The sequence below is a fragment of the Bacillus sp. HMF5848 genome, assembly GCF_003944835.1.
Taxonomy (GTDB): domain Bacteria; phylum Bacillota; class Bacilli; order Bacillales; family HMF5848; genus HMF5848.
Genome location: NZ_RWIV01000001.1, coordinates 4,228,882 through 4,245,087 on the forward strand (window position 1 = coordinate 4,228,882; position 16,206 = coordinate 4,245,087).

Below are 16,206 nucleotides of genomic sequence, written 5' to 3' on the forward strand. Positions count from 1 at the left end.
CATTATTAAGTTGAAGAATTCAGTATTTAGTTACGTGAGAAAAAGGTAGATATGTATAAAAAAACAACTATTTATCCACAAACTGTGGATAAATAGTTGTTAATAGTGGATAACTCTGTTGAAAACTATTTTTATATTAATGAACTTGTTAATAGAACCGATCCATCAACCTTCATAGCAGTCTGTATATGATCATTGTCGTAAACAGTATCCGGGATGTCTTTCGCAATAGAAAAGTCCATTAATTCAAATAACGGAATGGTTTTACGTTTGTTTGTAACTAGGTATAACATGTGGATATGTTGTTCTTTTGCAACTTGTATCATCGTTTCAAACAATGGAACGAGCGGAACGGATGTAGCCTGTGGATTTATGACTAGCGATCGTAGCACACCGTCATTCCCGATTCTCTCTAGCCCTAGTGTTGCGATAATACCTTCCTCTGCGTCGCGAACAATTAATAACTGATTGGCCATATTTTCGATTCCGTCTGTATTCACGCCTGCATTTTGTAAAAAAGCTTGAACAACTGGTATATCCGCTTCTTGCATTACTGTTATCATTTTCTAGTCACCTCATTATTTAATATCTAGTATTAACTCTATGAGGAAACTAGAAAAATAGACCAAAATGCTAGAATAATTTTGCGATAAGTTCAATTAAAAAGAAGCGTACCACTACCTTGTCTTCTTCATTTTCTTTATCGCTCTCTTCTATTTCTGCTTTTTCTGCTTCTGTCGTTTTGTCTTCATCTTTTTTTACCGCTTCACTGTTTGAGAAATCTAGAAAACATAACGGCGGAAATAAAACACACCACCAATTTGCTCCTTGCCCTTCACCTAGTGTTATCAAAACGGCATCATATGTGCCAGCTGGATATATATAAGAACCATACAGTTTAGTAGGAAATTCAACTCTGCTAAATTGCACCGTATACGTTTGTGATACACCTTCTGCTGCTAGGGTCGCGTCCACTATCTCTTCAATCTTTTTAATACGCTGAGAGATTATATCCTTTGCATCTTCAAACGATGTTAAATCTTCTACCCACTCGGAAATTTCTGCATTTACTTTATCTCTAATTTGACGCTTCACAATTTGGTCCTGCTCGCTATCACTATTAGCTAGAATTCTTAGCCGAATAGCATCTTCCGGTATAACAGATGATCCTCCAAGCTCATTTGCACTTGTTTGGTTTCCGTACACCGTAATGTTTGCACCTATTGTTATTAATAATATATATGTAACTATCAACTTTTTTAATTTCATTTCATAGCACTCTCCCCTCATGAAAACAGTTTGGACAGAGGCTACTATTTTTAAACATACTTTTATAAAAAATTAATCTAGTAAACTTAAAAAACAAGCCTTAACAGGAACTAGATATTATGTAATAACCCCGTTTACGATACGTAAACAGGGTTGTTGTGTAAAATTCGCTTTAACGCGTTGAGGTTTTATGCCTGAAGAGGACGAACCCCTTTCGCAAACACCATGCGATCTTTTTTATTAATATCATATATAACTTCTACTTCCGCATCGTCAAAAGCACTTTGAAGTAGTTGTTTCACTGCGTCTCCTTGGCCAGCACCAACCTCAAAAGCGATTAACCAATCCGAAGATAAGATCGGTTGTACTTCCGCAATAATACGGCGGTAACACGCAAGGCCATCCTCTCCTGCAAAAAGAGCAAGGTGTGGTTCATGGTCCCTGACAACCGGTGATAGACTAGCCTCGTCAGCGACAGGTATATATGGTGGATTTGAAACGACTATGTCGAACCGTTCGTTAGTGTGTAAAACAGGCTCGAGTAAGTCTCCTTCTAGAAAGCGAACCTTCGCACGAAGAGCACGCGCATTCTCTCGCGCTACCTCAAGCGCTTTTGAAGAAATATCAACGGCCGTAACTTGAGCATCCTCTAGTTCAAGGGCAAGCGTTACCGCAATAGCACCACTTCCGGTACCAATATCAACGATGTTAGGTGATACACTTTTATTTTTTTGTAAAATATAATAAACAAGCTCTTCCGTTTCCGGACGAGGAATAAGAACATCGCTATTCACTTTAAACGAACGTCCGTAAAACTGCTCAGACCCGATAATATGCTGGACAGGAATGGCGTCTTCGACATGAAGCCGAACGTCTCGTTCTAGGCTTGCTATAACCGACGGGTCTAGTTCATCGTGTAAGCTAGCTAATATTTGTGAGCGAGATTTATTTAAATAGTGCTGAAGCAAAAGCTCCCCAATATTCTCGTCACGACCGTTTTCTTTACAAAAAGAAGAAGCCCATTTCAGGACCTCATAGATTTTTTTATTCGCCATCTGTCACGCGCTCCAGCTTTTGCGCTTGATCCTCCATAATTAGCGCGTCAACAAACTCATCTAGCTTGCCTTGTAAAATCTGATCTAGCTTTTGAATCGTCAAGCCGATGCGATGGTCTGTTACACGATTTTGCGGGAAGTTGTACGTACGAATACGCTCAGAGCGATCACCTGTCCCAACAGCTTGCTTACGAGCACTATCATACTCAGCCTGTGCTTCTTGTTGAAACTTATCGTACACGCGCGCACGTAGTACCTTCATCGCTTTTTCTTTATTTTTTATTTGTGATTTTTCATCCTGACATGACACAACAGTGTTTGTCGGAATATGAGTAAGACGAACCGCTGACATCGTCGTGTTAACACTCTGTCCGCCCGGTCCACTTGAAGCAAACGTATCGACACGAATATCCTTGTCGTGAATTTCAATATCAACTTCTTCAGCTTCAGGAAGGCAAGCAACAGTTGCTGTTGATGTATGAATACGACCACCTGATTCTGTTTCAGGGACACGTTGCACACGGTGGGCACCATTTTCGAACTTCAGCTTGGAGAACGCTCCTTTACCAGTTATCATAAAGATAATTTCCTTGTATCCTCCGACACCAGTTGAGCTCGCTTCTAGCACTTCTGTTTTCCAACCCTTTGCTTCTGCATAGCGGCTATACATTCTGTATAAATCTCCAGCAAATAAGGCTGCTTCATCACCACCGGCTGCTCCACGAATCTCAAAAATAACGTTTTTATCATCGTTAGGGTCTTTAGGCAGTAATAATATTTTCAGACGCTCTTCTAATTCTTCAATTTGCTCTTCAAGCTCATTGATTTCTTCTTTTACCATCTCTCGCATATCTGCATCAAGCTTATCTTCAAGCATCGCTTTCGCATCTTGGTATTGCTCACGAACTGATTTATATTCACGATATGCTTCAACGGTTTCTTGTAAATCAGATTGTTCTTTCGAATAATCACGAAGCTTTTTCGGATCATTCACTACTTCTGGATCACTTAATAATTCCGTAAGTTTATCGTAACGTTGTTCAACTGATTGCAAACGATCAAACACAACATTCACCTCTTATATAAATGCATAACATTATAATTATAATACAAAGTGATAGCAAGTTACAAATGGGAAAAGAAGAAGCTCGTTCTGATGAAGGGTTAAATCTCTTGTTTTACCCCCCACCGGCATACGATAGCTGGCTATTTACTTCGTTTTTTTGAGCACGTACGAGTAGGCTGCAGGCTATTACGGTCTATCTGTCGAACGTCGACACCAAATCCGTACAACACTATTATAGCGCGGCAACGTAACAAAGTAGCACAGTTATAACACCATGCTACTTTGATTTCAAATCAATTTTATACTCATATCTCGGATTGGCCGTGATAATTGCTTCTCGTATGTTATCTATTTCTCGTTGCTTTTGTTTTTTCGATAGTTTCTCATTTGTAGAAACAGTAACGTACACTGTGTATCCATCACCAAACACACTGTTTACTTCATAATTATCCATTAGCGCGACAGCCTCTCGAATTTTATCAAAGTCTGATTCAAGATTAACATGATTTCTTGTGCCGCCCATATCTAACATATTCGGATTTTCTTCATATGTGCGGCGATCAAGCGTTTGGCCGTTGTTTATGTCAAGCGCATTTAGCCCTCCATTTTCATCTCCATTTAACATATTTGGATCCTCCGTATTAACGGCGCAGGCAGATAATACAAATAATGTTGCGAGTAAACAGTTTAATAATTTCACGTTGCACACCCCTTTTTAAACAGTGTGTGCAATTACTCCCCCTCTTACCCATGAAAAATAAGCATCCGATAAGGATGCTTATTGTGCAGGCGGCATTGGTGTTGGTGTTCCTGAACCATTGCCGTATTTTTTATCTACTATGTTACGTATTGTAGTTAAATCTGTTCCTTTTAAAAATTCTGCTTTAGCCTCACGGGCTATTTGTATACAGATTCCTCAGCCAAGGCCCATGCTATCTAGTGTAGCTACAGCACCTTCAACTGAATCAACAAAGCAATCTGTAGTGTTTTCATGACCGACTTCTTCGCACCCACAGTAACACGGCATATAATCGAGTACTTCAGGATGCTCTATGGCAAATAGGTAAGCCTCTAACGATATATCAGAGCCATACTCAACCATCATTGGTGACCATGTTTTCGTTTCAGTATTATACTCTAAAGGTGGAAAATCATTTGATGCTGCATTCTCTTTTGTCGCACTACTACAGCCAGTAGCAATCATAATTGAAGCTACTACTAGTCCCGTTACCTTCCATAGATTGCGCATGCGTGCACCTCCATCATTATTTTTTAAAAGATGAAATTGATTATTAGATGGCAGGATTCGCATGACATTTTCGACAGACAGGATAGTAAGCGTCGTTCCCACCTATTTGAATTTGTTCTCCTTCGTATACTGGTTTACCATCTTCAGTCACACGCAGGTTCATCGTTGCTTTGCGTTTACAGAACCAGCATATTGTTTTCATTTCCTCAATTTTATCAGCATATAACAGCATATACTTACTACCTTCAAACAACTCGTTACGGAAGTCATTTTTCAAACCAAAGCCCATCACAGGAATATCGAGGGCATCTACAATTTTTGCAAGCTGTAAAACGTGTTCTTTAGATAAAAACTGTACTTCATCAATAAGCAAACAATATGGTTTCGGATTCGTTTGCTCGACAAGCTCATATATATTAGTGTCTGTGAAGATTGGGGTTGCTTTGCGACGGAACCCTATTCTTGAAGATACATACCCGACTTCATCACGATCATCAATGCCAGATGTAAATATCATGACAGGCTTGTCCTGTTCTTCGTAATTATGTGCCACTTTCAATATTTCAATTGATTTACCACTGTTCATTGCCCCATATTTAAAAAACAACTGTGCCATTGTCGTCTCTCCTTGTAAAAAATCATCTTTAATAAGGATAGCACGTATTCGTATGTGAAAAAAGATAAACTTAGCGTTTTTCAGACGGAAAAAACGGGAAACAGGGGCCCTGCGAGAATGAGGGAAAGAAGAGGGTGAGGTTGGATTATATCGGTGTTTATTTCAAATTAATATATAAGTTAGTTCACAAAAATTTATTATTTTAATAACGTAGCGGTACTGAAATTTTTTTATAAATTTTGCTATATAACAAAAACAGACAAGCACCTTAGATGGCACTTGTCTGTAACCGGTTCTTGAGTAATGTTGCTTAAAGCTACCTTTTAGGCAGCATCGCTTTTATTACTTAAGGCCGTATTTTTTATTAAATCTATCAACGCGTCCGTCTGCAGCAGCAAACTTTTGACGTCCTGTGTAGAATGGATGGCATTCAGAGCAAACCTCAACTTTAAGCTCATTCTTTACAGATGCGCTTTCAAATTCGTTGCCACATACACATGTAACCATAACTTTTTTAAAATTAGGATGGATTCCTGCTTTCATTCTTTTCATCTCCTTATTGCCCTGAGTCTTTCGAAACAGAGTTTATTCTAGAGACGGATTATATCCGTCTGAAGCTCAAAAACACACTGATGAAATTATATCAAGCTAACACGTAAATTGCAACTATATTTATGACACAATTAATGGAAACTATTGTCCCCCACGTCTAGATGGTGACATACCTGCTGCTTTCATTTCTTCATCAAGCACAGCGAAGAAATCAGAGTTTGTTTTCGACTGTTTGAGCTTTCTTAAGAAACGTTCTGCAAAGTCCGGTGTGTCTGACAATGTTTTACGAATGGCCCATAATTTATCAAGATGCTCTTTTGGTACAAGCAATTCTTCTTTACGTGTTCCAGAACGGCGAATATCAATAGCAGGGAAAATTCTCTTCTCTGCAAGAGAGCGATCAAGATGTAATTCCATATTACCTGTTCCTTTAAACTCTTCATAGATGACATCATCCATACGGGAGCCTGTATCAATAAGAGCAGTTGCTAGAATTGTTAAGCTGCCCCCCTCTTCAATGTTACGAGCTGCTCCAAAGAAGCGTTTTGGACGATGGAACGCCGCTGGATCTATACCACCTGATAACGTACGGCCACTTGGTGGGATAACTAAGTTATAGGCACGCGCTAAACGAGTTATACTATCCATCAAAATTATAACGTCTTTTTTATGTTCAACGAGACGCATCGCGCGTTCTAGTACTAACTCGGCAACCTTAATATGATTTTCCGGCACTTCATCAAATGTAGAGCTTACTACATCACCAACAACAGATCTTTCAATATCTGTTACTTCCTCAGGTCGCTCATCGATTAACAGTACGATTAATTCAGCTTCTGGATGGTTTGTTGTGACACTGTTTGCAATCTCTTTCAGTAGCATTGTTTTTCCTGCCTTAGGAGGAGCAACAATGAGTCCGCGCTGGCCAAAACCTACAGGTGCGATGAGGTCCATAATTCTCGTAGAAGTCTTATGAGGTTCAGTCTCTAGCGTAATTTGACGATTTGGGTAAATTGGGGTTAATGCAGGAAAATGCACACGTTCTTTTGCTGTTTCTGGGTCTTCTCCATTTACCGCTTCAACATGCAAAAGTCCGTAATATCGCTCATTTTCTTTTGGTGGTCTTACTTTCCCCGATACTTTATCACCGTTTCTTAAGTCAAAACGACGAATTTGTGAGGCAGATATATAAATATCTTCAGAGCTTGGCGAATAATTGATTGGGCGTAAAAATCCAAATCCTTCCGATTGGATAATTTCAAGGACGCCTTCCATAAATAATAAGCCGTCTTGCTCAGCCTGGGCTTTTAAAATAGCAAATATTAGTTCTTTTTTTGTTAGCTTACTGTAATACGATACTTTATATTGACGAGCATGCTCATACAGCTCTTTTAACTTCATATCTTCCAAATTAGTAATTGTTAAACTCATCTAAACACCACTCTTTAATTTTTATGATTTGTTCGTCCATATGTACGAAAAAGAATATGGATGAAAAACTGAAGCTGGAGAAGGTTAATGTTTGAAGCAAAGATTGAGAGTTAGTACAAACGTAGCAATTTATATTTTACCTTGTTCTTTATACAATAATCAAGAGCAAACTCTATTTCTCATCATCCTCCCTGTTTTTATAAGGACATTTTAACGTAATAATCCTTAAGTACTAATACATTTTCTATAAATACAACAGAAATCCTGCATGTCAATTTAGAAAATTCTTGCATTTTGTGTTTTGTATAGGTGTGGGACTTTAATGCATTTTGCTCTGTAGGTGTGGGACTTTAATCATTACGAGGAACGACATATCCTTGTTGTCCGCTCTTTGTTAGCTTCAAGGGCTGCGACTTCTTTAGTTCTGCTCTTTGTTAGCTTCAAGGGGCGTGTCTTCTTTCGGTCTACTCTTTGCCGTATGAGGAAGAGCAACACTTTTCATTTTGCTTTTTTTTGAATCAGCACACGCAGGCGACTGGCTGCTCTTTGTAACTTCAAGGGCTGGGACTTCTTTGGTCTGCACTTTGTTAGCCTCAAGTCTGCTCTTTGCCGCTACCAGGACGCGCGCCCTCTTGCAGCCGAGGCTTTGATGATACCAGGACATTTGCCCTGTTTCAAGTTGCGCGATTGTATTTTGGTCACTCTTTGGCAGTATGAGAACCGTCCCCTGTCTGCCTACAAAAAAAAGCAAGTGCGGTTTGGCACTTACTTCATAACAAGATTCGGTTTCTTTTTTAAGCTGTGACGTCCATCAATAAACCGGACGGTACCGCTTTTTGCTCGCATAACAACGGAGTGTGTTTCTCCATATGTTCCTTTAAATTGAACGCCACGTAGAAGCTCTCCATCTGTGACACCTGTAGCAGCGAAAATAGCGTCGTCGCCTTTTACTAAGTCTTCCATGCGTAAAACCTTTTCAACCTGTAATCCCATCTTTAAGCAACGTTGATATTCTTCATCATTTTGTGGTAATAGGCGTCCTTGTATTTCGCCCCCTAAGCATTTTAGAGCAACAGCGGCAAGTACTCCTTCAGGTGCGCCACCACTTCCAAATAAAATATCGACACCAGTGACATCAAACGCGGTGTTAATAGCTCCTGCTACATCCCCGTCATTAATTAATTTAATGCGAGTACCCGCTTCTCGGAGCTCTTGAATAATCTTTTCATGACGCGGTCTGTTGAGGACTGTTGCAACTAAGTCTTCTACATCTTTATTTTTAGCTTTTGCAACTGCACGAAGATTATCGATGATAGGTGCTTCAATATCAATAACACCTACTGCCTGAGGTCCAACAGCTATTTTATCCATGTACATATCCGGTGCATGAAGCATATTCCCATGGTCAGCCACGGCAAGTACAGCTAATGCATTCCACCCACCAGAAGCGACAATACTCGTTCCTTCAAGCGGATCAACTGCTACATCGACCCGCGGTCCATAGCCTGTCCCTAGCTTTTCACCGATATATAGCATCGGAGCCTCATCCATTTCCCCTTCTCCGATCATGACCGTTCCTTTCATTGGCACTGTATCAAATACGTCACGCATAGCAGACACAGCAGCTTCGTCCGCCTCTTCTTTATTTCCGCGTCCCATCCATCTAGCTGCAGCAAGGGCTGCTCCCTCTGTAACACGAACAAGTTCCATTGAAAGACTTCGTTCCATCCCCTAGTTCCTCCTCATATTTTTATATACAAAACACTCATGGCATTCATCTCCCCAATACGTACCATGAACGTTTTCCTTACTAAAAAATTGAGTCCCCTGTCAGAAATACCATACTTTTTACACATAAAAAAATAAATATGACATACTATTTAACGTATTATACGTTAATAATATATCATATTTACTCATTTGGGAAGGTTTTTATGAATTCTGCACTTGTTCAATTTCTTCAGCTGTCATAGCTTCTCGCCAAATTGTAGCGCCAATTCCAGTTAGCTTTTCTTCGAGGAAACTGTAGCCGCGGTCAATATGCTCTAATCCCGTGATTTCTGTAACACCTTCGGCCATTAAACCAGCTACAACTAACGCTGCACCTGCACGTAAATCACTTGCTTTCACCTTAGCTCCTTGGAGCCTTGTTGGACCATTTATAATTGCAGAACGCCCCTCAACCTTAACCTCTGCGTTCATGCGACGTAGTTCATCAATATGCTTAAAACGAGCACTGTATATGGTGTCTGTTACAATGCTTGTACCAGCTGCTTTTGTAAGAAGTGATGTAAACGGCTGCTGTAAGTCGGTTGGGAATCCCGGATAAACGAGTGTTTTTACATCCACTGCTTTTAAATCCTTCGCACCTACGACCATAATTTGATCATTACTAGTTTCAATTGTGTAGCCCATTTCACGTAACTTTGCAATTAAAGACTCTAAGTGAAGAGGAATGACGTTATCAATAATGACCTCTGAGCCAGCAGCTGCACCTGCTATTAAGTATGTACCCGCTTCAATTCTGTCGGGAATAATACTATGACGGCAACCGTGAAGCTCCTTCACACCTTCTATACGAATAACATCTGTTCCCGCGCCTTTAATTTTTGCACCCATGTTTGTTAAAAGAGTGGCCACATCGATAATTTCAGGCTCTTTTGCCGCGTTCTCAATTATAGTTTTACCTTTTGCAAGTACTGCTGCAAGCATAATATTAATTGTTGCCCCTACACTAACAACGTCTAAATATATTCTTGCGCCACGAAGCTCTTCAGCGCGTAAATATATCGCTCCTTGCTCATTTGTCACTTTTGCACCAAGTGCCTCAAAGCCTTTTATATGTTGATCAATTGGTCGTGGGCCAAGGTGACATCCTCCTGGTAGACCAATAACGGCTTTTTTAAAGCGACCTAGCATAGCACCCATCAAATAATAGGAAGCACGAAGCTTTTTAACTTTTCCATTTGGTAGTGGCATCGAAATCATGTCGGCTGGGTTCACAACTATTTCTTTGCTATCTAACTTAACTTGTCCCCCTATTTCTTCTAGTAAATCTTTTAAAATTTCCACATCTGAAATATGAGGTAATCCTTCTATTGTCACAGGTGATTGAGCCAAAATGGTAGCTGGTATAAGTGCAACAGCACTGTTTTTTGCTCCACTTATACGCACTGTTCCTTTTAATGGATAGCCACCGGCAATTTTAAGCTTTTCCATTTTGATCTCCCTTCGTAGTCGTGTAAATACTATACTTCATAAAACACGCTGAGTTACTTTTTTTGTTAGTTTACACCAATTTACATTTTTCATGTATAAAAAAATAAATTTTTATTTCACATGTATTTATACGATGTAAATTTTGGTATTTAAAATTATTGAAATACAGCCTTATGCCATGCTAATTTATAGTTGGCATAAGACTTAGCACATTCATTACCTATTTTTTAAAAACTTATTCGCTTTTTCACGTGGAATTAACATTTTGCTACAGGTCGCTTTTTACTCGTTTGTTGGATCCTACGACTCGGTTCACCTTCGCCTTACTTCACGAAAGTGCCTAGCACCTCGTTTTTCCACCTTCGCGGAACGCCTTGCTAAGACTGATTTCACTTCGCTTTATCATGCGATAGTGCTTATCACCGACTTGAATGGAAACAAAATTCAGTACACGTGGACAAGCATTAACCTTTATAGTCTTATTTTTGCTGAGCTTTTTCCCAATCTGCTAAAAATCTTTCAATACCAGCATCTGTTAATGGGTGATTAAATAGTGACATAAGCACTTTATAAGGTACAGTCGCGATATGTGCACCTCGCACTGCTGCTTCTGTGATATGAATCGGATGGCGAATAGACGCTGCAATAATTTGGGTTTCAATATTATGGATGGTAAAGATGTCTGACACAGTTGTAATTAATTCTAATCCGTCATGGCCTATATCATCTAATCTACCTAAAAACGGTGATACGTAAGTCGCACCCGCTCGTGCTGCAAGAAGTGCTTGATTAGCCGAGAAGATTAACGTTACGTTCGTTGTAATGCCTAACTCACTGAATATTTTAACCGCTTTCAGTCCATCAGGAGTCATCGGCACTTTAATGGTAATGTTAGGTGCAATCGCAGCTAATTGCTTCCCTTCTTCTACCATTTCTTCAGCTTTAGTAGCAATAACTTCAGCACTAACAGATCCTTCAGTTACTACACTAGTGATTTCACGCAAGCGGTCATGGAATGATACATTTTCTTTTGCTACTAAGCTTGGGTTTGTTGTTACGCCACTAAGCACTCCAAGCTTATTGCTCTCTTTAATTTCCTCTAAATTAGCCGTATCAATAAAGAATCTCATATAACATCCTCCCTTTTATGAAACACCTTACATCGATTATACAATAATGTCGGACATTTCTCTAAAAATTGGACAAGGTTTTTTTATCCATGGCAGAGTGGGGACGGTTCTTAGTCTGCCAAATTCTATGCATGTATAAAAGTTGCTGCAAAACGAAGCATTTATCACATGTTCATAAATAGTGGAAAACTTGTATATGAATCAGGCATTAAGACAAATAAGGCTTGTAAGTTGGCTGACCATATTTTAAATATGCGTCATAGTGAGACGAATAGCGCTATGCTCTAATGCTTCATCTGTTTATTTTTGCACAGATTGAGAAAAAAAAAGGTCACAAAACTTGGAGATTGGACTCGATGCGACCGATTAGCTTTATTTCTACCATGGCTCTAGTTTTAACACTTTCATACTTTTTTTGTATACTCAGCTGATCATTTTCGGGTAACATTTCGCATCCGAAAAAAATGTTTAGCATTTTTGGTAGCACCCGCGATGATGGTAATTTTGAGCTAGATGCGTTCTGGATGTTGCGTTAAAGCTTGGCAGCATGAGAACCGTCCCCATGCTGCCAATTAAAAGAGCCGCTTCTTTTGTGAGAAGCGGCTCTAGGGTCGTTAAAGTTATGCTCTATTTGAAGAGCCAAATTCGCGGATTTTACCTTGAACAGTTGCTTTGATAGTGTCGCGAGCTGGGCCTAAGAATTTACGTGGATCGTACTCTTCAGGCTTAGCTGCTAATACTTCGCGAACTGTTTTAGCTGACGCGATTTGGTTTTCTGTGTTTACGTTGATTTTAGCTGTTCCAAGAGAAATAGCACGTTGGATATCCTTAGTTGGGATACCAGTACCACCGTGAAGAACTAAAGGTACACCTGTAGCATTCCCGATTTCTTCCATTTCAGCGAATCCAAGGTTTGGTTCACCTTTGTATGGTCCATGAACTGAACCTAGTGCTGGAGCTAAGCAGTCAATACCAGTACGGCTAACTAACTCTTCACACTCTTTAGGATCTGCGTAAACTACGCCATCTGCTATAACATCGTCTTCTTGTCCACCAACAACACCTAGCTCAGCTTCTACAGAAACACCGTGGAAGTGTGCTAATTCAACAACCTTTGAAGTTGTTTCAATGTTTTCTTCAAATGGGTGGTGAGATGCATCAATCATGACAGATGTGAATCCAGCATGAATTGCTTTTGCACAAGACTCAAAGCTTGAACCATGGTCTAAGTGAATAGCCACAGGTACTGTAGTTTTGTATTCTTCCATTAAAGATCTAACCATTGCAACAACAACTTTGAAGCCGCCCATATAACGAGCTGCACCTTCAGATACACCTAAGATAACAGGTGATTTTTCTTCTTCAGCAGCTTGTAGGATAGCTTGCGTATACTCAAGGTTATTTAAGTTAAATTGACCAACTGCATATCCTTCAGCTTTCGCTTTTTTTAGCATTTCAGTCATGGATACTAAAGGCATTGTGAATCCTCCCTAGTTTATACTTTATGTTCAGGCATTTCTTAGATTATTTTTAACAATAAAATGTAGAAATATGTATAACCCGAACTGACATTACAAGCATAGCAAAGGTTATCCATTTAGAGCAATAGCTGAGTCTTTATGTAAGCGATATCATCTAAAAAAGTTGCTGATTTGTCATATTTATTTTGCAGATAAAGGTAAATGCTCTCTAACAGCTGCACGAATTTCATCAATATCGAATGGTTTAGCAAAGTGTGTTATAGCACCTAAGTTTTTTGCCTCCTGTATCATATCAAGTTCACCATACGCTGTCATAATAATCACTTGTACAGTTGGATCAATCGCTTTTGATCTTCGTAAAATTTCAATTCCGTCCATTCCTGGTATTTTCATATCTAAAAGCATTAAATGAGGCTTATGATTTTCTACGATATCAAGAGCTTGAATCCCATTGGCTGCTTGAAACGTCTTGTAGCCTTCTTTGCTTAAAATTTCATTTAATAAAATTCGAATACCATATTGATCGTCTACTACTAAAATTTTGGCTTCCATGATAAAATCCTCACCTCTCTATTTTGTAAACAAACATACTTGTATAACATAGATTCGATTTGTAACCATAAACTCCTTTAAAAAGCAATCGACAAATTTTGCACAATTGATACGACAATGCTACGATATTAGTATATTTTTACGGAAAAAGGATGATTGTATTGTCAAAGATATTTACAACTCAATTGTTAGGTTTATTTAATAAAATTCAAGAGCAAGAAGCAGAGGCTATTGAAGATAGCGGCCGCTTACTAGCACAAGCTATCGTAGGTGATGGTACAGTGTATGTATACGGACAAGACGAAATGAAAAGCGTGGTGTATGAAGCACTGTATGGTAAAGAGGGATTTCCCTCTGCTAAAGAGCTTACTGATATTAACGAGGTGACAAGTATAGACCGCGTATTCATTTTAGCTAGGGATCATTCTGACGAGAAAACAGCCTCATTATGCGAAACGCTTTACAAACGGGACATTCCATTTATCGTAATTACATCAAACAGCGACCCGGTGTCACATGCCGATGTTGTGTTACGTACACATTTAAAAAACGGGCTTGTTCCTGGTGAGGATGGTGTACGTCGCGGCTACCCTTATGGACTGTTGTCTTTGTATATATACCACTTAATTACTCTCAATGTTCATGACATTTTAGAGGATATGTAGGTACAAAAAGCAGAGCGGTGTCAGAGATGGAGAATTGAGCGCAAAGTCTCTCTATGACCTTCATCGGATGATTTGAAGCGGCGTAAAAAAGAATGCTGTTTATTTTTCCCTATGAATCGTTGGCGCTTGATGCTAGACGTCAGTGCAATAGGTGTACGTTATGCAAATTCACCACCTTAGAAATTGGTGGCAATATTAATTTTTATCAATATCCGAATATAGAAAAATCGGGCCATCACAGCCCGATTTTTTATGCTAAATTATAACTTTTCACTGTACTTTAATGACGCTTGAATAAAGTCATGGAATAATGGTTGTGGTCTTGTTGGACGCGATGAAAATTCCGGATGGAACTGAGACGCTACGAACCACGGGTGATCTTCAAGCTCAATAATTTCAACAAGTCGTCCATCTGGGCTAGTACCAGAGAATTTAAATCCGTTTTGCTCCATGACTTGACGGAACTGATTGTTAAACTCATAACGATGGCGATGACGCTCATATACAACTTCATCTTTGTATGCATCCCATACTTTTGTTTCTTCAGAAACTTTACAAGGGAATAGCCCTAATCTTAACGTGCCACCTAAGTCTTCTATATCCTTTTGCTCTGGAAGTAGATCAATAATCGGATATGGTGTGTTAGGGTCAATCTCTGCTGAATGTGCTCCTTTAAGTCCGACTGCGTTTCGGGCAAATTCTACACATGCAAGCTGCATGCCTAAGCAAATACCAAGGAACGGTACTTTTTGCTCGCGAGCATAGCGAATTGTTGTAATTTTCCCATCAATACCTCGGTCACCAAAGCCACCAGGTACTAAGATTCCATCCACACCATTCATGTAATCTGCAATATTTTCATCTGTCACATCCTCTGAATTTATCCAGCGGATACTAATATCGCTATCGAATGAATATCCTGCGTGTCTTAATGCTTCCACAACAGAAATATACGCATCTTGAAGCTCAACATATTTACCGACTAAAGCAATCGTCGTTTTTTTAGATAAGTTTCTAACTCTATCAACTAAAGCTGTCCATTCTGTCATGTCTGCTTGTCCACAAGACATCTTTAGGTGGTCACAAACAATTTGATCTAAATGCTGTGCTTGTAATGCAAGAGGTACAGCATATAAAGTGTCAGCATCCTCTGCTTCAATAACAGCACGCGTATCAATATCACAAAATAAAGCAATTTTGTCTTTCATGTCTTGTGTCATTGGCATTTCTGTACGCACTACAATGACATTTGGTTGTATTCCTAAGCTACGAAGTTCTTTAACACTATGCTGTGTTGGCTTTGTTTTCATTTCGCCAGCAGCTTTAATGTACGGTATAAGTGTGCAATGGATATACATGACATTGTCACGACCAATATCACTCTTAATTTGGCGAATAGCTTCTAAAAATGGAAGAGATTCAATATCTCCCACTGTTCCCCCGATTTCAGTGATTACTACATCTGCTCCAGTTTCTCTTCCTGCACGGAAAACACGTTCTTTAATTTCATTTGTAATGTGTGGAATAACTTGAACAGTTCCACCGAGATAATCCCCGCGACGCTCTTTTTTAATAACGGTTGAGTAGATTTTACCTGTTGTCACATTATTGTATTTTGTTAAGTTTATATCGATAAAACGCTCGTAATGGCCTAAATCAAGATCTGTTTCCGCTCCATCATCTGTTACAAACACTTCTCCGTGCTGATATGGACTCATCGTACCTGGATCCACATTAATATATGGATCAAACTTTTGAATGGTAACACTTAATCCTCTGTTTTTTAAAAGACGTCCTAATGATGCTGCCGTGATACCCTTTCCTAAAGAAGATACAACGCCACCTGTTACGAATATATACTTAGTCATTTGTTTTCCCCCTACTATGTATTTTTCAAGAAAAGTGCAAAGTGTTAACTTAG

At 39.3% G+C, this 16,206-nt stretch carries 16 protein-coding genes; 1 reads left to right on the forward strand and 15 read right to left on the reverse strand.

Annotated elements, in window-relative coordinates; translation table 11 throughout:
• Positions 1 to 131: 131 nt before the first annotated feature.
• The 14 genes from EJF36_RS19885 to EJF36_RS19955 form a co-directional block, all read right to left on the reverse strand.
• Positions 132 to 563 (reverse strand): GNAT family N-acetyltransferase, encoded by a 432-nt coding sequence (locus EJF36_RS19885; RefSeq protein WP_125907968.1) that lies wholly within the window; start codon positions 561 to 563, stop codon positions 132 to 134.
• A gap of 70 nt (positions 564 to 633) precedes the next feature.
• Positions 634 to 1,269: a stage II sporulation protein R gene (gene spoIIR, locus EJF36_RS19890; protein ID WP_125907969.1), complete on the reverse strand. Its 636-nt coding sequence runs from the start codon at positions 1,267 to 1,269 to the stop codon at positions 634 to 636.
• Positions 1,270 to 1,457: 188 nt separating this feature from the next.
• Positions 1,458 to 2,324: a peptide chain release factor N(5)-glutamine methyltransferase gene (gene prmC, locus EJF36_RS19895; RefSeq protein WP_125907970.1), complete on the reverse strand. Its 867-nt coding sequence runs from the start codon at positions 2,322 to 2,324 to the stop codon at positions 1,458 to 1,460.
• A complete protein-coding gene (gene prfA / locus EJF36_RS19900) occupies positions 2,314 to 3,390 on the reverse strand; it encodes a peptide chain release factor 1 (RefSeq protein WP_185806984.1) in 1,077 nt (358 codons plus the stop codon). The genes prmC and prfA overlap by 11 nt, the downstream gene beginning before the upstream one ends.
• Before the next feature lie 277 nt (positions 3,391 to 3,667).
• Complete coding sequence (locus EJF36_RS19905) at positions 3,668 to 4,090, reverse strand: hypothetical protein (RefSeq protein ID WP_125907972.1); 423 nt, start codon at positions 4,088 to 4,090, stop codon at positions 3,668 to 3,670.
• Between the two features lie 78 nt (positions 4,091 to 4,168).
• Positions 4,169 to 4,639, reverse strand: coding sequence for a PCYCGC motif-containing (lipo)protein (locus tag EJF36_RS21945; protein WP_395940603.1), 471 nt, complete (start codon positions 4,637 to 4,639; stop codon positions 4,169 to 4,171).
• A 43-nt stretch (positions 4,640 to 4,682) separates the two neighbouring features.
• Positions 4,683 to 5,255: a thymidine kinase gene (locus EJF36_RS19920; RefSeq protein ID WP_125907974.1), complete on the reverse strand. Its 573-nt coding sequence runs from the start codon at positions 5,253 to 5,255 to the stop codon at positions 4,683 to 4,685.
• A gap of 342 nt (positions 5,256 to 5,597) precedes the next feature.
• A complete protein-coding gene (gene rpmE, locus EJF36_RS19925) occupies positions 5,598 to 5,798 on the reverse strand; it encodes a 50S ribosomal protein L31 (RefSeq protein ID WP_125907975.1) in 201 nt (66 codons plus the stop codon).
• 150 nt (positions 5,799 to 5,948) lie between these two features.
• Positions 5,949 to 7,238 carry a transcription termination factor Rho gene (gene rho, locus EJF36_RS19930; RefSeq protein WP_125907976.1) on the reverse strand — a complete coding sequence of 430 codons (1,290 nt, stop codon included), beginning with the start codon at positions 7,236 to 7,238 and terminating at the stop codon, positions 5,949 to 5,951.
• Positions 7,239 to 8,003: 765 nt separating this feature from the next.
• Positions 8,004 to 8,966: a class II fructose-bisphosphatase gene (gene glpX, locus EJF36_RS19935; RefSeq protein WP_125907977.1), complete on the reverse strand. Its 963-nt coding sequence runs from the start codon at positions 8,964 to 8,966 to the stop codon at positions 8,004 to 8,006.
• A 204-nt stretch (positions 8,967 to 9,170) separates the two neighbouring features.
• On the reverse strand, positions 9,171 to 10,457 hold the full coding sequence (locus tag EJF36_RS19940) for a UDP-N-acetylglucosamine 1-carboxyvinyltransferase (protein WP_125907978.1): 1,287 nt from the start codon (positions 10,455 to 10,457) through the stop codon (positions 9,171 to 9,173).
• 479 nt (positions 10,458 to 10,936) lie between these two features.
• A complete protein-coding gene (fsa, locus tag EJF36_RS19945) occupies positions 10,937 to 11,587 on the reverse strand; it encodes a fructose-6-phosphate aldolase (RefSeq protein WP_125907979.1) in 651 nt (216 codons plus the stop codon).
• A gap of 620 nt (positions 11,588 to 12,207) precedes the next feature.
• Positions 12,208 to 13,065, reverse strand: coding sequence for a class II fructose-bisphosphate aldolase (locus tag EJF36_RS19950; RefSeq protein WP_125907980.1), 858 nt, complete (start codon positions 13,063 to 13,065; stop codon positions 12,208 to 12,210).
• 183 nt (positions 13,066 to 13,248) lie between these two features.
• The gene (locus tag EJF36_RS19955) at positions 13,249 to 13,623 is read right to left on the reverse strand and encodes a response regulator (RefSeq protein WP_125907981.1); all 375 of its coding nucleotides are present in this window, start codon (positions 13,621 to 13,623) and stop codon (positions 13,249 to 13,251) included.
• A gap of 158 nt (positions 13,624 to 13,781) precedes the next feature.
• Between EJF36_RS19955 and EJF36_RS19960 the strand changes: the two genes are divergently transcribed.
• Positions 13,782 to 14,285, forward strand: a complete 504-nt coding sequence (locus EJF36_RS19960) for a DUF2529 family protein (protein WP_185806985.1) — start codon at positions 13,782 to 13,784, stop codon at positions 14,283 to 14,285.
• A 260-nt stretch (positions 14,286 to 14,545) separates the two neighbouring features.
• Here EJF36_RS19960 and EJF36_RS19965 read toward each other — a convergent pair whose 3' ends face one another.
• A complete protein-coding gene (locus EJF36_RS19965; protein ID WP_125907983.1) occupies positions 14,546 to 16,153 on the reverse strand; it encodes a CTP synthase in 1,608 nt (535 codons plus the stop codon).
• Positions 16,154 to 16,206 lie beyond the last annotated feature (53 nt).